The 18,470-nt window shown below is 64.6% G+C and carries 16 protein-coding genes and 1 tRNA gene; 3 read left to right on the plus strand and 14 right to left on the minus strand.

All coding sequences use genetic code 11. The features are described 5' to 3' along the window. Positions 1 to 74 precede the first annotated feature (74 nt). The 3 genes from K5607_RS05260 to K5607_RS05270 all read right to left on the minus strand — a co-directional run bounded on the left by K5607_RS05260 (position 75) and on the right by K5607_RS05270 (position 4,092). On the minus strand, positions 75 to 335 hold the full coding sequence (locus K5607_RS05260) for a hypothetical protein (protein WP_054773961.1): 261 nt from the start codon (positions 333 to 335) through the stop codon (positions 75 to 77). Between the two features lie 66 nt (positions 336 to 401). Further along, positions 402 to 2,831 (minus strand): phosphoketolase family protein, encoded by a 2,430-nt coding sequence (locus K5607_RS05265; protein ID WP_221048416.1) that lies wholly within the window; start codon positions 2,829 to 2,831, stop codon positions 402 to 404. 70 nt (positions 2,832 to 2,901) lie between these two features. Continuing rightward, entirely contained in the window at positions 2,902 to 4,092 is a 1,191-nt protein-coding gene (locus tag K5607_RS05270) for an acetate/propionate family kinase (RefSeq protein ID WP_221048417.1), read from the minus strand. Between the two features lie 229 nt (positions 4,093 to 4,321). On the opposite strand from K5607_RS05270, the gene K5607_RS05275 reads away from it, so the two are divergent. Further along, positions 4,322 to 4,666: an exosortase system-associated protein, TIGR04073 family gene (locus K5607_RS05275; protein ID WP_054774586.1), complete on the plus strand. Its 345-nt coding sequence runs from the start codon at positions 4,322 to 4,324 to the stop codon at positions 4,664 to 4,666. A gap of 122 nt (positions 4,667 to 4,788) precedes the next feature. Here K5607_RS05275 and K5607_RS05280 read toward each other — a convergent pair whose 3' ends face one another. From K5607_RS05280 to K5607_RS05295, 4 genes are read right to left on the minus strand one after another with little or no spacing between them, the layout of a single operon-like run. Then, a complete protein-coding gene (locus tag K5607_RS05280; RefSeq protein ID WP_221048418.1) occupies positions 4,789 to 5,517 on the minus strand; it encodes a proteasome-type protease in 729 nt (242 codons plus the stop codon). 32 nt (positions 5,518 to 5,549) lie between these two features. Further along, entirely contained in the window at positions 5,550 to 6,326 is a 777-nt protein-coding gene (locus tag K5607_RS05285) for a transglutaminase family protein (RefSeq protein ID WP_221048419.1), read from the minus strand. Positions 6,327 to 6,342: 16 nt separating this feature from the next. Beyond that, complete coding sequence (locus tag K5607_RS05290; protein ID WP_221048420.1) at positions 6,343 to 7,290, minus strand: alpha-E domain-containing protein; 948 nt, start codon at positions 7,288 to 7,290, stop codon at positions 6,343 to 6,345. Beyond that, entirely contained in the window at positions 7,284 to 8,717 is a 1,434-nt protein-coding gene (locus K5607_RS05295; RefSeq protein ID WP_221048421.1) for a circularly permuted type 2 ATP-grasp protein, read from the minus strand. The genes K5607_RS05290 and K5607_RS05295 overlap by 7 nt, the downstream gene beginning before the upstream one ends. A 428-nt stretch (positions 8,718 to 9,145) precedes the next feature. Here K5607_RS05295 and K5607_RS05300 point away from each other — a divergent pair, with 428 nt between their 5' ends. Continuing rightward, entirely contained in the window at positions 9,146 to 10,306 is a 1,161-nt protein-coding gene (locus K5607_RS05300; protein ID WP_221048422.1) for a hypothetical protein, read from the plus strand. 220 nt (positions 10,307 to 10,526) lie between these two features. Here K5607_RS05300 and K5607_RS05305 read toward each other — a convergent pair. Together K5607_RS05305 and fdxA are read right to left on the minus strand one after the other, a co-directional pair. Beyond that, a tRNA-Lys gene (locus tag K5607_RS05305) sits at positions 10,527 to 10,602 on the minus strand. A 162-nt stretch (positions 10,603 to 10,764) separates the two neighbouring features. After that, positions 10,765 to 11,088 carry a ferredoxin FdxA gene (gene fdxA / locus K5607_RS05310; RefSeq protein WP_054773576.1) on the minus strand — a complete coding sequence of 108 codons (324 nt, stop codon included), beginning with the start codon at positions 11,086 to 11,088 and terminating at the stop codon, positions 10,765 to 10,767. Between the two features lie 134 nt (positions 11,089 to 11,222). On the opposite strand from fdxA, the gene cysB reads away from it, so the two are divergent. After that, on the plus strand, positions 11,223 to 12,197 hold the full coding sequence (cysB, locus tag K5607_RS05315) for an HTH-type transcriptional regulator CysB (protein WP_054773575.1): 975 nt from the start codon (positions 11,223 to 11,225) through the stop codon (positions 12,195 to 12,197). Here cysB and K5607_RS05320 read toward each other — a convergent pair. The 5 genes from K5607_RS05320 to K5607_RS05340 are packed head-to-tail and all read right to left on the minus strand — an operon-like array spanning position 12,191 to position 18,459. Continuing rightward, on the minus strand, positions 12,191 to 12,517 hold the full coding sequence (locus K5607_RS05320) for a DUF2288 domain-containing protein (RefSeq protein WP_054773574.1): 327 nt from the start codon (positions 12,515 to 12,517) through the stop codon (positions 12,191 to 12,193). The two genes, cysB and K5607_RS05320, sit on opposite strands and share 7 nt — an antisense overlap. A 9-nt stretch (positions 12,518 to 12,526) precedes the next feature. Beyond that, positions 12,527 to 13,351, minus strand: a complete 825-nt coding sequence (locus K5607_RS05325) for an ABC transporter ATP-binding protein (protein ID WP_246598958.1) — start codon at positions 13,349 to 13,351, stop codon at positions 12,527 to 12,529. After that, a complete protein-coding gene (locus K5607_RS05330; RefSeq protein ID WP_221048423.1) occupies positions 13,348 to 14,283 on the minus strand; it encodes an ABC transporter permease in 936 nt (311 codons plus the stop codon). Before K5607_RS05330 ends, K5607_RS05325 begins: the two co-directional genes overlap by 4 nt. Further along, on the minus strand, positions 14,280 to 15,524 hold the full coding sequence (locus K5607_RS05335; protein ID WP_221048424.1) for an STAS domain-containing protein: 1,245 nt from the start codon (positions 15,522 to 15,524) through the stop codon (positions 14,280 to 14,282). The genes K5607_RS05330 and K5607_RS05335 overlap by 4 nt, the downstream gene beginning before the upstream one ends. A gap of 19 nt (positions 15,525 to 15,543) precedes the next feature. Beyond that, positions 15,544 to 18,459 (minus strand): ABC transporter substrate-binding protein, encoded by a 2,916-nt coding sequence (locus K5607_RS05340; protein WP_221048425.1) that lies wholly within the window; start codon positions 18,457 to 18,459, stop codon positions 15,544 to 15,546. Positions 18,460 to 18,470: the final 11 nt, after the last annotated feature.

The following is an 18,470-nucleotide window of genomic DNA, read 5'->3' on the forward strand; positions in this document are numbered from 1 at the left end:
CGCCGCGTCGCGCCTGCGGCTTGACGGGCCCGGCCGGTTTCGGCATCGCGGGGTGAATCCGCGCGCTCGGCGGTTCACAAACCGGTGCTGCTGAACAGGATGACTTGGTCGTCGACGAAGTTGACGCTGATGGATTTGGGCTCCTTGCCCCAGGTGCAGTTTTTGGCGATCAGGATCGCGTCGCAGCGCGTCGGTTCGCCCAACAGCTGCACGACGTCCGGGTAGGGCATGCCCATTTTCAGTTTGTCGTAGTTTTCCCGGTTCAATTTGTCGCAGCCCGTCGCGGCCAGGCAGGCGGCGAGCAGGATGAAGGCGCGGGCCGATTGGATTTTCATGGTGGTCTCCGTGTGTTCGGGTACGGTTTGCGGGAAAGCGGGAACGTCCTTGTCCCCGCCATGGTGTCAGAACGGCCAGCGCCAGGCGACCATTTCCGGCATGTCCACGCCGTGTTCGTGGGCGTAGCGCTTGCAGGCGATCTGCTGGTTGCGGAACTTCTCCTTGGCGTGGGCGCCGGTGGTCTTCAGCGTCGGCACCCGGTCGATGGCGTCGATGGCCAGGCTGAAACGGTCGATCTGGTTGTTGATGGCCAGTTCCAGCGGCGTGTTGATGTTGCCTTTTTCCTTGTAGCCGCGCACGTGCAGGTTGCCGTGGTTCTTGCGGCGGTAGGCCAGGCGGTGGATCAGCCAGGGATAGCCGTGGAAGTTGAAGATGATGGGCTTGTCCTCGGTGAACAGGCTGTTGAAGTCCCGCTCGCTGAGGCCGTGAGGGTGCTCGCTGTCCGGTTGCAGCTTGAACAGATCCACCACGTTGACGAAGCGGATTTTCAAGTCGGGGAACTCGTCGCGCAGCATGGCGACGGCGGCCAGGGCTTCCAGGGTGGGGATGTCGCCGGCCGAGGCCATCACCATGTCCGGCTCCCGGCCCTGGTCGTTGCTGGCCCACTCCCAGATGCCCACGCCCTTGGTGCAGTGGGCCATGGCGGCGTCCATGTCCATGTATTGCAGGTGCTGCTGCTTGTCGGAAACGATGACGTTGACGTAGTTTTCGCTCTTCAGGCAGTGGTCGGCGACGCACAGCAGGCTGTTCACGTCCGGCGGCAGGTAGATGCGGGTGACCGCCGAGCTCTTGTTCACCACCACGTCGAGGAAGCCGGGGTCCTGGTGGGTGAAGCCGTTGTGGTCCTGGCGCCAGACGGTGGAGGTGATCAGCAGGTTGAGGGAGGCGATCTCCTTGCGCCAGGACAGCTGGTTGCAGATGGCCAGCCACTTGGCGTGCTGGTTGAACATGGAGTCGATGACGTGGACGAAGGCTTCGTAGGTGGAGAAGAAGCCGTGGCGGCCGGTCAACAGATAGCCTTCCAGCATGCCTTCCATGGTGTGCTCGCTGAGCATTTCCATGACGCGGCCGTCCACCGCCAGTTCGGTGCCGCCGGCGTCTTCCGGGAAGTATTCGGCGATCCAGAATTTCTTGCTGACTTCGTACACCGCGCCCAGCTTGTTGGAGGTGTTCTCGTCCGGGCCGAACACGCGGAAATTGGTCATGTTTTCCCGCATGATGTCGCGCAGGAAGCGGCCCAGGGGCGGAGTGTTCTCCGCCTCGATCTGGCCGGGCTTGCCGATGGCGATGCCGTAGTCGCGGAAGTCCGGCAGGCGCAGGGCTTTTTTCAGCACGCCGCCGTTGGCTTGCGGATTGGCTCCCATGCGGCGGTTGCCGGTCGGGGCCAGGGCGCGGATTTCCGCCGCCGGCGCGCCTTCGCTGTCGAACAATTCTTCCGGCTTGAGGCTGCGCAGCCAGTCTTCCAGCAGCTTGAGGTGGACAGGGTTTTTCTGCACGTCCGCCACCGGCACCTGATGGGCGCGCCAGAAGCCTTCCATTTTCTTGCCGTCGACCTCGGACGGCATGGTCCAGCCCTTGGGGCTGCGCAGCACGATCATCGGCCAGCGCGGGCGTTGCGCCACGCCGCTGCGGCGCGCTTCCGCCTGGGCGGCGCGGATTTCTTCCACGCAGCGGTCCACCGTGGCGGCCATGGCCTGGTGCATGCTGTCAGGGTCCGAGCCTTCGACGAAATAAGGCGTCCAGCCGTAGCCCTTGAACAGGTTTTCCAGCTCCTCGTGGCTGATGCGCGCCAGCAGGGTGGGGTTGTTGATCTTGTAGCCGTTGAGGTTGAGGATCGGCAGCACCGCGCCGTCGCGGATCGGGTTGAGGAATTTGCTGATGTGCCAGGAGGTGGCCAAAGGCCCCGTTTCCGCCTCGCCGTCGCCCACCACCGCGGCCACGATCAAATCGGGATTGTCGAAAGCCGCGCCGCAGGCGTGGGACAGCACGTAGCCCAGTTCGCCGCCTTCGTGGATGGAGCCGGGCGTTTCCGGCGTGCAGTGGCTGCCGATGCCGCCGGGGAAGGAGAACTGCTTGAAGAAGCGCAGCAGGCCTTCCTCGTCCAGGCTCTTGTCCGGGTAGATGTCCGAGTAGGCACCTTCCAGGTAGACCGGCGCCAGCACGCCCGGCGCGCCGTGGCCGGGGCCGGCCATGAAGATGGCTTCGAAGTCGTATTTCTTGATAGCCCGGTTCATGTGGGTGTAAGCGAAAGACAGGCCGGGGCTGGAGCCCCAGTGGCCCAGCAGGCGGTTCTTGATGTGCTCGGGCTTGAGGGGTTCTTTCAGCAGCGGGTTGTCTTGCAGGTAGATCATGCCCAGCGCCAGGTAGTTGCAGGCGCGCCAGAAGGCATGAGTCTGGCGCAGCTCGTCGGCGCTGAGCGGCGCGCCCGGCACGGTGGCGCGGGCGGGGCCGAAGGCCGACAGGTCCTGGGGCGTTACGGTGCTGGTGTTGGTCATGGAGTGTCCTCTCGTGGGAAATGGCGATAACGGTTGGGTTGAATTCAGCGGCTAGGTCCGGCGTCGTGCCTCAGGCGCTTGCGGCGGCGACAAGCCGGTAGGTTTGTTCGGCGACTTCCTTTTCCTCGTCGGCGGGGATGACCAGGACGGCGGTTCGGCTCCCTTCGCCATGGATAGCGCGCGGTTCGGCGCAGGCGGCGGCGTTTTTCGCCGGATCCAAATCGACGCCCAGGCCTTGTAAGCCGCGCAGGGCGGCGGCGCGGACTTCGCCGGCGTTCTCGCCGATGCCGCCGGTGAAGACGAGGGCGTCCACCTCGCCGAGCACGGCCCAGTAGGCGCCGATGTATTTCTTGATTTGATGGGCGTACATGTCCAGCGCCAGCTGGGCGGCCGCGTCCCCTTCGCCGGCGCGGGCCAGGATGTGGCGCACGTCGTTGTCGCCGCAGACGCCGTTGAAACCGCTTTGACGGGTTAGCAGATGTTCCAGGCTGCGCGCGTCCAATTCGCCTTGTTGCAGCAGGTGCAGCAGCAGGCCCGGGTCGATGTCGCCGCAGCGGCTGCCCATCATCAGGCCGGCCAGGGGCGTCATGCCCATGGAGGTGTCGACGCTGCGGCCTTCCTTGACGGCGGTGACGCTGGCGCCGTTGCCCAGGTGCAGCACGATCAGGTTCAGCCGTTCGGGTTGCCTGCCCAGCTGCGCCGCCGCGCGCTTCAGCGCCGATTGCACGGAAATGCCGTGGAAGCCGTAGCGGCGCAGGCCCCGGTCGTCGCTGAGGCGGCGGGGCAGGGCATAGTGGTAGGCGTGGGGCGGCAGCGTGTGGTGGAAAGCGGTGTCGAACACCGCCACCTGGGGTACGTGGGGCCACAGGGTCCGGCAGGCTTGAATGCCGAGCAGGTTGGGCGGGTTGTGCAGCGGCGCCAGAGACTGGAGGTCGGCGATTTTCGCCGCCACGCCGTCGTCGATGAGGGCGGCTTGGTCGAACAGGCCGCCGCCGTGCACTACCCGGTGGCCGACGGCCAAGCCGTTTTCCGGCAGGTCGCCCAGGCTGTCGAAAATCAGCGCCAGGCCTTGGCGATGGTCGGCGATGGGGAGGGTGCTGCGTGTGGGGGCGGCGTTTTCGCCGCCGCGCCGGCAGGTGAAGCGGCCTTCGCTTTCGCCGATGCCTTCGACGAGGCCGCTGGCCTGGGTAACGGCTTCCGGCATTCGCAAGAGCCGGTACTTGATGGAGGAACTGCCGGAGTTGAGGGCTAGGGTCAGCATTGATGGGGCGAGGTAGGGCTGGGAATGCCAAGCATAGTAAATTTATGCCGTGACGGTTCCGTTACGGCGCCATGATTCCAAAGTTTTTCGGAAAAACAAAGCGCGCCGCCGGCGCGGGCTCGCCGCTGGCGGCGCGTTGAAAACGGCTTAGAGCAAACTTATACTGTCGGCGGACTAGCTGATGTCCACCACAACAAAACCAACCAAAACAGCAATCTGGAGAGACTTTATGAAGACGATGCGTAAAGCCCTGGTCGCCGGCGCTATTGCCGCGGCCCTGTCCGCGCCCGCTTTCGCCGACTATCCCAGCGATGTGGCGGAAAAATTCGGCCGCGGCCTGTCCAACGGCGCCCTGGGCTGGGTTGAATTCGGCAAGAATCTTTACAACGAGCCGGTTCAGCATGGTCCCCTGTACGCGCCGGTCGGCCTGCTGAAAGGCGTGGCTCACGCTGTTGGCCGTACCTTGGTCGGCGCCATCGATGTTGCGTCTTTCCTGATCCCGTCTCCCTCCTTCGTGCAGCCCAACTACGTGTGGGAACACATGGATACGGAAACCAGCTACGGCGTGAAGTAAGCGCCCCGGCTCCGGCCGGATCGGCGCTCGTCGCCGGTCCGGCGTTTTTATGTCCGGCCGGTCCCGGTTTCCCGGGGCCGGCGCCGCCTGATCGGCCTTATCCCTCCGCCGACGATCGCCGGCTAGAACCAGTCGGGGTCCGGCAATGCCGCGAACACCTTCTTCAATCCCTCCGCCCAGCCTTTGCGCAGCCGGTTGAAATACGCATCGCTGTCGGTGATGCGGATTTGGCCTGCGTCGCTGAAACTGTCGGCGCGGTAGAGAAAAATATCTATGGGCATGCCGACCGACAGGTTGCTGCGGATGGTGGAGTCGAAAGACAGCAGTGCGCACTTGGCGGCTTCCTCCAGGCTGCTGCGGTTGCCGATGACCCGGTCCAGGATCGGCTTGCCGTACTTGGTTTCGCCGATTTGGAAATAGGGCGTTTCCGGCACGGCCTCGATGAAGTTGCCGGCGGCGTAGACGTTGAACAGCCGGGGCCGCTCGCCGCGGATTTGGCCGCCCAGGATGATGGACTGAATGAATTCCGCCGAGTGTTTGCGCAAATACTCCGCATCGTCTTCGTGCACGGCGCGCAGCGCATCGCCCACCACCTTGGCGGCGTCGGCCAGGCTGGCGACGCTGTGCAGATTGGGCAGCGCGCCCTCCTGGATTTGCTTGTGCAGCCGGTTGATCACCGCCTGGGATATGGCCAGGTTGCCGGAAGTCAGCGTTACCAGCAGACGCTCGCCGGGGACGGAAAACACGGTCATTTTCGGGAAGGTGGAGACGTGGTCCACGCCGGCGTTGGTGCGGGTGTCGGAGGCGAGCACCAGGCCGGATTCGAGTAATAGGCCGACACAGTAGGTCATCGGGTTACCTGGCTGGAATTGGGGCTGTCATGTTATTGCTGGGCAATCTGCACTTGAACCGCCATGCGCTCGCCGTCCCCGCCGCGCCGAATGCCGCTGACGGGGCAGGCGTCGCGGTAGTCCAGGCCGGCGGCCAGCCGCACATGGCTGCCGTTGGCCCGTTGGCCGTTGGCAACGTCGTAGCTGCGCCAGCCGTCTTCCTGCCAGGCGTCGGCCCAGGCGTGGCTTTCCACCAGGCTGCCGTCCCCGGTGAACAAATAGCCGCTGACGTAGCGGGCCGGCACGCCTAGGTGGCGGCAGCAGGCGATGAAGACATGGGCGTGGTCCTGGCACACCCCTTCGCCCAGGGCGAAGGCTTGGGCGGCGCTGGTCTGGGTGTCGGTGACGTGGCGCCGGTAGGCGATCCGCTCGCGCACGGCGTGCATCAGGTTGTCCAGTCGGCGGTTCCGCCGGCCGCCGGCGAAACGGGCGGCGAAGGCGGACAGCGCGCCGTCCACGGCGGTCAGCGGGGTGCTGCGCAAATACACTTGCAGCGGCAAGCGTTCGGCGGCGGGCGGCAGGTCCAGGCCGGTTTCCACCTCGCCGCAGGCGGTGATGGTCACTTCGTGGTGGGGGCGGTCCACCACCAGGGTGTGGATGGCGTTGCCGTAAGCGTCGGCGTGCTGCTGCATCTGGCCGTTCACCCGCAGGTGCCAGCGCTTGACCCGCTGGCCGAAACCGTCGCGGGGCGTCAGGCGCAGTTGCTGGATGGAATAATCCACCGGAGCGTCGTAGACGTAGCGGGTGCTGTGTTCGATGGTCAGATGCATGGCGGCCGCCTTGTGGTCAGTGGGGTGGGGCGTTGAGGAAAGTGCGCTGGATTTCCGCGCCCAGGGCGTTGTTGTGGGCGATGAAGTCCTGTAGGAACTCGTGCAGGCCGCCCTGGAAGATGTCTTCCATGCGGCCGTAGTGCAACCGGGCGTGCAGCTCGCCGGCCTGGCGCAGGCATTCCCAGCCGCGCGCGGCGCAGAGCTTTTCCAGGATGGGGGTGATTTCGTCGAAGCAGGCGTGCAGCGAGCGCGGCATATTGCTGTGCAGCACCAGCAGTTCGGCGATTTTCCACGGCTCGATGGTGTCGTGGAACGCCTTCTGGTAGGCCTCGAAGGCCGACACCGAACGCAGCAGGGCGCTCCATTCGTAGTAGTCCACCGCGCCGCCCACATCGTCCGGCGACGGCAGCAGCAAATGGTATTTCACGTCCAGCAGACGGGCGGTGTTGTCGGCCCGCTCGATGAATGTGCCCAGGCGCAGGAAGCGGTAGCCGTCGTCGCGCAGCATGGTGCCGTAGGTGACGCCGCGGAACAGGTGCGACATGGATTTCACCCAGTCGCAGAACTCGCTCAAAGCGCCCTCGCCGATGCCTTGGCGGATGCGCTGGCGCAGTTCCAGCCATAGGGCGTTGACGTTTTCCCACATTTCCGAGGACATGGACACGCGCACGGCGCGGGCGTTTTCCCGCGCCCGGCCCAGGTTGCTGACGATGCTGGACGGGTTGTTCTCGTCCAGGGCCATGTAGCGCAGCACGCTGGCGGCGTTGTACCGGCCGTATTCGCCTTCGAAAGCGGCCAAGTCGCCGGCGATCATCACCGGTGGCCGCCACAGGGCCGCCTCGCTTTGTGCTGCGTTGGGCACCAGGGACATGCGGTGGGTCACGTCCAGCATGCGGGCGGTGTTCTCGGCGCGTTCGATATAGCGCGCCAGCCAATACAGGTGGTCAGCGGTACGGCTCAGCATGGCTGCACCTCGTTCAATACCCAGGTGTCTTTGGTGCCGCCGCCCTGGGAGGAATTGACCACCAGCGAGCCTTCCCGCAGGGCCACCCGGCTCAGGGCGCCGGGCACCAGGCTGACTGTGTTGCCGGACAGCACGAAGGGCCGCAGGTCCACGTGGCGCGGCGCCACGCCTTGCTCCACCAGGGTGGGGCAGGCGGACAGGGCCAGGGTCGACTGGGCGATGTAGTTGTCCGGATTGGCCAGGATGCGCTGGCGGAATTCGGCCACCTGCTCCCGGCTGGAAGTGGGGCCCACCAGCATGCCGTAGCCGCCGGAGCCCTGCACTTCCTTGACCACCAGCTCTTCCAGGTGCTCCAGCACGTAGCGGCGGTCGTCGTTGTCGGCCAGCTTGTAGGTGGGCACGTTGGCCAGGATGGGTTCTTCGCCCAGGTAAAAGCGCACCATGTCCGGCACGTAGGTGTAGGTGGCCTTGTCGTCGGCCACGCCGGTGCCGATGGCGTTGGCCAGGGTCACGCCGCCGTTGCGGTACACCGACACCAGGCCCGGCACGCCCAGCATGGAATCGGCGCGGAACGCCAGGGGATCGAGGAAGTCGTCGTCGACCCGGCGGTAGATCACGTCCACCCGCTTGTTGCCCTCGGTGGTGCGCATGAACACGGCGTTGTCCTTGATGAACAGATCCTGGCCTTCGACCAGGTCCACGCCCATTTGCTGGGCTAGGAAGGCGTGCTCGAAATAGGCGCTGTTGTAGGCCCCCGGCGTCAGCAGCACCACCGTGGGATCGGGCACGCCGGGCGGCGCCACCGCCCGCAGGTTGTTGAGCAGCACTTGGGGGTAGTGTTCCACCGGCGCCACCGAATAGCGGCGGAACAGTTCGGGGAACAAGCGCATCATCATCTTGCGGTTTTCCAGCATGTAGGACACGCCGGAGGGGGTGCGCAGGTTGTCCTCCAGCACGTAGAACTGGTCCTCGCCGGTGCGCACCAGGTCGATGCCGGCGATGTGGGCGTAGATGCCGCCCGGCACGTCCACGCCCTGCATTTCCGGGCGGTACATCTCGTTGGTGAGCAGCGTGGCCGGCACGATGCCGGCCTGGATGATCTCCTGGCCGTGGTAGATGTCGTGCAGGAAAGCGTTGAGGGCGCGCACCCGCTGGACGGCGCCCGCCGCCAGCCGCTGCCATTCCCCGTGGGAAAGGATGCGCGGAATCACGTCGAAGGGAATCAGCCGCTCGGCGCCGTCCTCCTCGCCGTAGACGTTGAAAGTGATGCCCACCCGGCGGAACAGCCACTCCGCCTCGCGGCTTTTCTGCTGCAAATAGTCCAGCGGGCTGTTGGCCAGCCAGCCGGCATAGTCCCGGTATACCGCGCGGATTTCGGCATCGGCGCCGTGCATTTCGTCGAACATGGGCTGTCGCTGGGTATTCATGCAAGGCCTTGCAGCAAGTGCAATGCCAACGATGAAAATCGAACGTTTTTAGCCGCGTCGGCCGCATGGGCCGGGATTGGCAAGGACTTGTTGCACCAACACGGTGAACCCTTGCACTACCAAGGTCGGCGGCCGGTATCGCCGACCGGCGTTTTCCCGCGTTCCTGGAGAGGGCGGCCCGTGCGCGCGCCCGGAAAACATATTCCGTTTTGTTTCTCGCCGTCCAAGGCGGCAAGGGCCATCTTTTGTGTAAGCAACCGCTTACAGAACAATCAGCTGGTGCCTACATAAAAATAGCCGGCGCGGGGCTAGTATTCCGCCATTCCAGGTAACGCTCTTCCTGGGGCGGCGGGGTTCTTACTGTGTTGAGGAGGTGCGATCGGAAAAAATGGCTTTCTGGCGGAAACGTTAACTAAAAAGGATGTTTTATGAAAATTTTAGACTCGAAAAATAACCGTTCGGTATTCCCGGTCTTGCGGCGGATATACGGTTGGAGTTGTTTGCTGACCGTAGCGTTATTGTCGTACACCGCTGTTTATGCCGATCTTGCCCTAGCCCAATCCAGCGTTCCCGTCGTGGCGCAGATACCCACCGGCAGCAGCCCGACACCCCCTCCCAGCAGCAAAGTGACCTGCACCACCGGGCCGGACTCCGCAATCAGCCCAACCTGTCCGGTCATCGAGTACGAGGGCGTGAAGTTCTGGCCTTTCAGCTATGTGGACAATCGTTACTCGCTCAACGTCGCCGGTTACGACGCCGCCAATCGATTGGTAAGCCAGCAGGAAGTCCCGGGAACTCGCTATGTTTGGAAAGTGACGGTGGATACGGCGGCGCAAACCGTCACATTCTTTGGGCAATCGAATACGACGGCGACCCTGCCGTGGAGCAAATTAACCCCTCCGCCGGTAGTCACCGCCGTGCCGGTCGCGAATAGCCCTACGCCGCCGGCCGGCAGTAAAGTCTCCTGCATGACCGGGCCGAATTCTCCGACCCCGGACGGCATTAGCCAAACCTGCCCGGTTATCGAGTATCAAGGTCTTAAAATCTGGCCATTCAGCTATGTGGACAATCGGTATTCGATCAACGTCGCCGGGTATGACGCAGCCAATAAATTGGTAAGCCAACAGGAGTTGACGGGTACCCGGTATATTTGGAAAGTCACGGTGGATACGACGGCGCAAACCGTCACGTTCTTCGGTCAATCGAATACGACCGCGACGATTCCCTGGAGCAAGTTGGTGCCGCCGGTCGTTGCGTCCATCCCGACCCAGAATAGCCCGGCTCCGCCGGCTGGCAGCAAGGTCGCCTGCATGACGGGGCCGAATTCGCCGAGTCCGGACGGTATTAGCCAGACCTGTCCGGTCGTGCAGTATAAGGGCCTGAATTTCTGGCCCTTCAGCTACGTCGACAATCGAGGCGCCATCAACGTGGTCGGTTATGACGCCGCCAATAAATTGGTGAGCCAGCAGGAACTGGCCGGCACTCGGTATATCTGGAAGGTAACGGTGGATGCGAACGCGCAAACCGTGACTTTTTTCGGACAATCCAACGGAACCGTCACCATTCCTTGGAGCAAGTTGTCGCCTTAACCGCGGCGCCTGGATCTAGCCGGTCGTTTGTTTTGGGCCGGCTAGCCCGCATGCGGCGCCCATACGGCTATATCGATTGATGCGATGGGGACGTCGCCGCGATTGTCCGCGATCGGCGCGGGCGTGTCTGGCGTTTGGGGGAGCGAAAAGCCGCGCGGCACGAATATGTCACCGTGCCAAAACAAAAAAGGCTTAGCCGAAGCTAAGCCTTTGATTTTGTTGGTGGGCCGTCCGCGACTCGAACGCGGGACCATCGCATTAAAAGTGCGGTGCTCTACCGACTGAGCTAACGGCCCTCCTGAATCGACAATTCTAGCGCAAGGTCATGACCTCTGGCAAGCCGTGAAATGGTTTTATTGGTTGCTTAGAGGGGGCGGCGCCGGTGACGGCGCCGTTTTCTTGCGGACGCACGAAATGAGGAGGCTTGTTTGAAAGCCGGCTCCGCCCGTACGTCCGGCTTAGCGCTCTAGGTACTGCATTTTGCCGGTTTTACCGTTCCATTCGTCGGCGTCGGCCGGGGCGGGGGAGACTTCGCTGATGGTGGGCCAGCTTTTCGCCAGTTCCGCGTTCAGTGCGATGAATTGCTGCTGATCGGCCGGAACCTCGTCTTCGGCGAAGATGGCGTTGGCCGGGCATTCGGGCTCGCACAGGGTGCAGTCGATGCATTCGTCCGGGTCGATGACCAAAAAATTTGGCCCTTCGTGGAAGCAGTCTACCGGGCAAACGTCAACGCAATCGGTGTATTTACACTTGATGCAGTTCTCGGTTACGACGAAGGCCATGCTGAATTCCTTAATGTGCTGTATCGGGAAAACGCCATTTTAAATAACTTTCCGCCTTTTCCAAAGCGGCTCGGGGGCTCTGGTCTATAATCGGCCGGCCGGAAGCAGGTTATGACGAACAAGGCGGTCCAACCATGAAGCTACAGCAACTGCGCTATATCTGGGAAATCAGCCAGCACAATCTCAACGTTTCCGCCACGGCGGAGGCGCTGTTCACCTCCCAGCCCGGTATCAGCAAGCAGATCCGCCTGTTGGAGGACGAGCTGGGCGTGGCGATCTTCGCCCGCAACGGCAAGCATCTCAGTGAGCTGACGCCGGCGGGCCAGGCGGTGGTGGCTTTGGCGGGAGAAATCCTCGCCAAGGTGCAGGACATCCGCAGCGTGGCCGAGGATTACCGCGACAACCGCAAGGGCACGCTGTCGGTGGCGACCACCCATACCCAGGCGCGCTACGTGTTGCCCAGGGTGTTGCGGGATTTCATGGAACGTTACCCCGGCATCAGCCTGAATTTACACCAGGGCACCCCCATGCAAATCGCGGAAATGGCTTCCCGCGGCGGGGCGGACGTGGCTATCGCCACCGAGGCGTTGGAACTGTTCGACAACCTGGTGATGCTGCCTTGTTACCGCTGGAACCGCTGCATCTTGGTGCGTCAGGAGCATCCTTTGGCGCAGAAGGCCAAGGTGACCTTGGAGGACGTGGCGCGGCATCCGTTGATTACCTACGTGTTCGGTTTTACCGGCCGCTCCCAGCTGGACCAGGCGTTCGGCAAGGCCGGCCTGCACCCGCAGGTGGTGCTGACAGCGGTGGACGCCGACGTGATAAAGACTTACGTGCGCCTGGGGTTGGGCGTGGGCATCGTCGCCCACATGGCCTACGATCCGGTGGTGGACCAGGACCTGGTGGCGATCGACGCCGGGCCCTTGTTCGGGGCCAGCGTCACCAGCATCGGCCTGCGGCGGGACATGTTCCTGCGCGGTTATCTATACGACTTCATGGCGCTGTTCGCCCCCCATTTGTCGCGCGAGATGGTGGACAAGGCCATGGCGCTGCGCGACAAGCATCATCTGGAAGCGCTGTTCAAGGGCGTCGAGCTGCCGACCTATTGATGATCGCCGCCGGCCGGGCGATCCTGCACCAGTATCCAAGGCCGCACCACCACCGCCCATAACTGGGCGTCCGCTTCATACCAGCCGGCCGCTTGCCGGTCGGATACTTTCGCTACCGCGCCGCTCGCCAGCCATTGCTCCATGGCGGTTTTGTTGTCGGCGGACATTTGCGCCGCCACTTCCACCAAGTCCAGCTCCGGCGCCACGGCCAGAACCAGGCCGCTGGCGAAATAACGTTGCAGCTCCTTCCAGGCGATTTGCGCGGTCTCCAGGTTCAGCTTGGCGCGGAACAGTGCGTCGTTGGCTTCGTGGTTGGTCATGGTTGGTAATTAAACATATTGGCTGTGCAGCATTTCCGCCGCGCTCTCGTCCAGCAGCTCCCGCCGCCGTATGTCCTCGAAGCAAGCCAGCAGGTCGTCCGCCCGCAGGCGGCGCTTGTGGAGGGCGTCGTAGTCGTGCAGCACCCGGCCTTTGTGCATCATGACGATGCGATCGCCCAGGTTGACGGCCTGCTGCATGGAGTGGGTCACCATCAGGGTGGTGAGCCGCTCGCGGCTGACGATACGGTCGGTGAGGGCGATGACCTGGTCGGCGCTTTTCGGGTCGAGCGCGGCGGTGTGCTCGTCCAGCAGCAGCAAACGCGGCTTGAGCCAGGTGGCCATCAGCAGGGTCAGCGCCTGGCGCTGGCCGCCGGACAGACTGCCGATGGCGGTGTCCATGCGGTCTTCCAGGCCCATTTTCAGCTCGAACACCCGCTCGCGCAGCTCGTCGCGCAACTGCCGCGACGGCACCCAACCCAGTCCCCGGGTTAGGCCGCGCTTGGCCGCCAGGGCGAAGTTTTCGGCGATGGTCATGGTGGGCGCGGTGCCGGAGAAAGGGTTCTGGAACACCCGGCCGATCAGGCTGGCGCGGCGATGTTCCGGCCAGCCGGTGACATCCTGGCCGTCCAATTCGATGCGGCCGGAATCCAGCATAAAACTGCCGGCGATGGCGTTGAGCAGGGTGGATTTGCCCGAGCCGTTGCCCCCCAGCACGATGACGAAGGAGCCTTCGGCGATTGCCAGGTCGATACCGGCCATGGGCCGAACTTCGTTGATAGTGCCCGCGTGGAAAGTCTTGCGGGCGCCTTCGATGCGCACCATGGGTTGGTTCATGCCGGCCTCCTTTTGGCGCGGGCGCCGTATTTGGCCAGAAAATCCGGCAGCACCAGGGCGACGAAGACGAAGGCCGCGGTGACCAGCTTGAGGTCGTTGGGGTTGAGCCCGAAGGACAGGGCGATGGCCACCAGTTGGCGGAACAACACCGAGCCGATGATGGCGCCGACGATGGCGAAACCGATGCTGGGCGCGGCGGTAAGCGCCTCGCCGATGATGACGCTGGCCAAGCCCCACACCACCATGCCGATGCCCATCTGCGCGTCGGCGAAGTTCTGGTACTGGGCCCACAAGGAGCCGGCCAGGCCCACCAAACCGTTGGACAGGGCCAGGCCGAACACCCGGTAGCGCTGCACGTCGCCGCCCAGCGCGATGACCATTTGCGGGTTGTCGCCGGAAGCGCGCATGGCGGTACCGATGTCGGTGCGGAAGAAGGCCCACAACATCAACGCGGTGAAGCCCACCAGCAGGGACATCGCCAGCAGCACGGTCAAATCGGTGGACGACACGTCCCAACCGGCCAGATCGATGCTGGCCGCGCCGAACAGGCGCAGGCCGATGTGTTCGCAATAGGTGGAGAGGGTGGTGGCGCCGAGGAACGGGATGTTGCTGCGTCCCATCACGTGCAGGTTGACGGAATACAGCGCCGTCATTACCAGGATCCCCGCCAGCAGGGGATTGATGCGGAAACGGGTTTGCAGCACGCCGGACACGGCGCCGGCCAGCATGCCGGCCACAAAGCCGGCTCCGGTGGCCAGGAGCGGGTTGACGCCGTATTTCACCAGCAGGATGCCGGTAACGGCGGCGCCGAAGGTGAGCGAGCCGTCCACGGTGATGTCGGCGATGGCGAAAATGCGGAACGAAATGTAAACGCCCAAGGCCAGCAGCGCCAGGATGGCGCCGAGGGTCAATGCGCCGATCAGCAAGGTCATGATGCGGCCTCCGTCAGTACCAGCGGCGCGCACCACAGGGCGCCGCGGCGCAACTCGCTTTCGCCGGCCCCCACGCTTTCCCGGTGGTCGTTGAGCAAATGCAGCACGCCGCGTATGCGTTGGTTTTCCATGAGGGACTCCAGGGTGGCGGACAGTTCGATACGCCCTTTATGGATCGGCCGGTACGGCACAACGGCGCAGTGCACATGGCCGAACAAGGCGCCGCCGTTCATGGGGCGCAGGAATTCGGCCAGGGGCGGCGCGGGGTTGCGTGCCGCGATACCGACCAGCAGCGCCGTTTCGTCGCCGTAGGCGGGTTCGGCGGTGAACAGCAAGCGGTCGCGGATATCGGGAAAAGCGAACAAGCCGCCGGGCGCTAGGTCCGGCGGGGTTTGGCGGGCGGCCCCCACCAACGCGGCGGTTTCCGCGGCGGCGACGAACACGGCCACCTCGCTTTGGCAGATTTCCAGCGCGGCCTGGGCCAATTCGCTCAAGCGGATGGGCGCCGAGTCCGGCGCGCTGCCGAAGCGCAGCAGGTAGCGGAATTCGCCGGCCGCTTCCAAGCCGTAGATCAGGCTGGCCTCCGGCACCAGGTCGCCCTCCTGCACCAGCCAGTCCGGGTGGGCCGGGTCGTTGCTGGGCAGCACGATGGCAAGCCCTCCCACCGCCAGCAGTTCGCCGGCATGGCCGGGATCGCCGTCATCGCTGCCCAAAGCGCCCAACCCCAGGCACACGCTGGCGGCGGGCAGGCGCACCGTTTGGCTCGGGGCGGCATCCGCCGTGCCGGCCAACACCGCCGACGGATCGCCCCACAGGCGGCCGCGCAGCCCCGTTCCGGTCGACAAGGCGTAGACATCCAGGGGATGTTCGCCGATGTGCCGGCTGACCGGCTCCTGCGCCGCTTGGGTTGGCGGTGGGGCCGCCGGCGCCGGAGCGGCGGCGCTGACTTCCACCAATTGGCTGAAACCGACCATCTCCAGCACATTGCGCACCGGCGGCGAAGGATCCAGCACCCGCAACCGCCCGCCGACGCCTTGCAGCTGTTTGAACAGCAGCATCAGCACGCGGATGCCGGCGGAGCTGAGGAAGCTGACCTGGGACATGTCCAGGGCGATGACGTGGCAGCCGCTATGCAGGGAGTCCTGCAGCGTCTTGCCGACCGCTTCGCTCCAGGCCGCGTCCAACCGGCCTTGCAGCACGACGCGCATTTCCTCGCCGTCGATGTGGGTGGTGATTTCCATGGGAGGGTTCCGATTGCCGTTAAGGGCTTTTGCCTAATTTCTTATCCGCCTTGGCGACCAGTTCGGCGGGGAGTTCCAGGCCCAGGGCGCGGGCGTTGTCTTCGCTCACCACCAGGCTGATTTTCGACGGACGGGTGAAGGGGATGTCGCCCGGCGCTTTGCCGCGCATAACGGCCATGGCTTGGGCGGCGGCATCCTGGCCCGCTTGACGGTAATCCAGCGTGTAGCCCACCGCCGCGCCCTGGCCGACGGCGGTTTCGGTGAAAGCGAACAGGGGTTTCTTCGCCCGCGCCGCCGCCTGGGCGATGGCGACGAAACCGGCAATGGTCTGGTTGTCCGGCGTTTGCACGATGGCATCGATGGGCTTGGCGGCCAGCGCCAGGGCGGCGTCGCTCAGTTCGCCCATGGCGTTGACCGGCAGGGTGACCACCTCGATGCCGCGTTTGGCGGCTTCTTGCACGAAGCGGTCCTTGTTGTTGACGGAATTGACTTCCGCCGGGGAAAACAGCGTGCCGATGCGCTTGAAACGGGGGAAATGCCGGGCCAGCAAATCGGCCATTTCGCTGTAGGGGCCTTGCACGTAGACGCCGGTGACATTGGGCAGGTGGTGCTCGTTGTCGGTGCCGGCGCCGGCCAGGATGGGATCGGCGACGAAGGTGAAGACGATGGGGATGCGCTTGACCTTTTGCAGCGCGGTTTGCAGGGTGGGCGTGGACAGCACCATCAGCAGCTCCGTGCCGTCGCCGTTGACGCTGTCGGCCAGGGCAGGGAGGGTCGCCATATCGCCCTGGGCGGAAACGTCGCTGAACACGTAGTCCTTGCCTTCCGTAAGCCCCGCCGCCTTGAAGCCGTCGGCGATGCCGGCCATGGCGTCTTCCGCCGGCGGCGATTCCAGATAAAGCAGGCGCTTGATTTTCCAGGTGTGCGGGGCCGGGGTCGGCGCGGCGGCCGGCGGCGTCACCTGGGCGCGCACTTCCGGCGGGAAGGCGATGCCCAAACGTTTGGCGCTGGCTTCGTTGAGCAGCACCGATTTTTTACTGACGTTGCGGAACGGCATATCGGCCGGCTTGGCACCGGTCAGCACCCGCGCTAAGGGCTCCGCGGCGGCCAGGCCGCTTTCCTTGAAATCCACGCCCACCACCATGAGGGCGTCATGATCGAGGAATTCCGGCTGGTCCATGATGAGCGGAATGGCGGCGTCCTTGGCCACTTTGGCCACCGCGTCGATGGCCTGGTAGAGGGTGTTGTCGCCGATGGCGAGGATCGCCCCGACGCGGCGAGCCACCAAGGCTTGCGATGCCTGCACCACGTCGGCGGTGGTGCTGATGGGCACTTCTTCCAGCTTGATGCCGGCTTTGACGCATTGTTCGCGCAGCACGCCGACCACTTTCACCGAATTGGCTTCGCTGGGGTTGTAGAGCGTGCCGACGCTGGTCAGGCCCGGCAGCGCTTTTTGGGTGAGCGCCAGCATGTCTTCCACCGGCGGGAAGGAGCCGATGCCGGTGACGTTGGGCAGATGGTCGGCGAAACTGCTGCCGGCCCCGGCCGCCAGGGGATCGAACACGTAGGTGAACACCACCGGCTTGCGCTTGGCGGTGATGCCGGCGCCTTGCAGCACCGGGGTGGACAGGGCGACCAGGGCGTCGGCGTCGCTGTTGTCCAAGGCCTGGCCGATGGCGGGGATCTGGGCGATTTCCGCCTGGGCGTGCATCAAGCGCAGTTCCAGGTTGCGGCCTTCCTCGAAGCCGAGTTTTTTCAGCCCTTCGCGCAGGCCGGACAGTACGGCGTCCACGCCCGGTTCCGGGGCGAAGTAGGCAATGCCGACTTTGTAAGTGCGGCCGGGCTGCGGCGCCGCGACGGCGGCTGGGCCGCCGGAAGCGGCCGGCGTTTTCACCGTGCCGTCGGCTTGGAGGATTTCCTGCGCTTCTTCCAGCATTTGCGGCGTGAACTGCCAGGGGTCGCGCAGGGCGGCGCGGGCTTTTTCGTTGAGCAGGATGCGGCGCGGCATGAAGTCCTTCACCGGCAGCTGGGCCGGATCGGCACCGTCCAGCACTTCGGCGGCGATGCGGCCGATTTCCGCTCCCACTTGATGGTAGTCGGCCCCCAGGTCGAACAGGCCGCCGCGGCGGCTGTGGCCGGCGATGTTGGAGAACACCGGGATGCGCGCCGCCTGGGCCACGCCGATCAGGCTGTCCACGGCGTTGTTCACCGAGGCGTCGCCGCCGGTCCAGAAGGCCTGCACGCCGCGCGCCACCAGGGAGGCGGCGGCTTCGCGCACGTCCTTGGTTTGTTCCACCGGCGCTTCCAGCAGGGTAATGCCCAGCTCGGCCGACACTTGCCGCGCCAGCTTGGTGCACACCTCCGAATTCACTTCCGCCGGGTTCCACACCACGCCCACGGTTTTCAGCTCGGGATAGGCCTGCTTGGCGGCGCGGAATATCGCCGCCACCGGCTGCGGCGTGCCGATGCCGGTGAGCCGGGGCGGCTTGTCCAGGCTGTCCAAGGCCTTGATGCCGACGCCGGCCGCCACCGGGGAGGTGACCGCGCCGAACACCTGCGTGACCTGGCCGGCGCGGTTGGCGTTGGCCAGCGCTTGCAGCATGACGGTGGAAATGGAAATGCCCAGCCGGTAGCCGCCGCCGGCGATTTTCTGCGCCATCAGGTTGCCGGTGGGGAGATCCCCTTCGGCGTTGAGGGTGGTGAGCGCCAGCTTTTCCCCGTCCCGGTAGCCCTTGGCGGCCAAGCCGTCCAGCACGCCCTTATAGGTTTCGTCAAACAGCGGGCTGGAACTGTGCTGCAGGATGGCGACGGGGATTTTGGCCGCCGGCGCCGGTGCGGCCGCATGGCGGGAATGGCGGTCGGACCACAACAGCGCGGCCGAAACGGCGACGATGAGCAGGCAGGAGAAAGCTAGGCGTTGCAACGGCTCTTTCATGACGGTGGGCC

The organism is Methylogaea oryzae (assembly GCF_019669985.1).
In the GTDB taxonomy this organism is placed as follows: Bacteria; Pseudomonadota; Gammaproteobacteria; order Methylococcales; family Methylococcaceae; genus Methylogaea; species Methylogaea oryzae.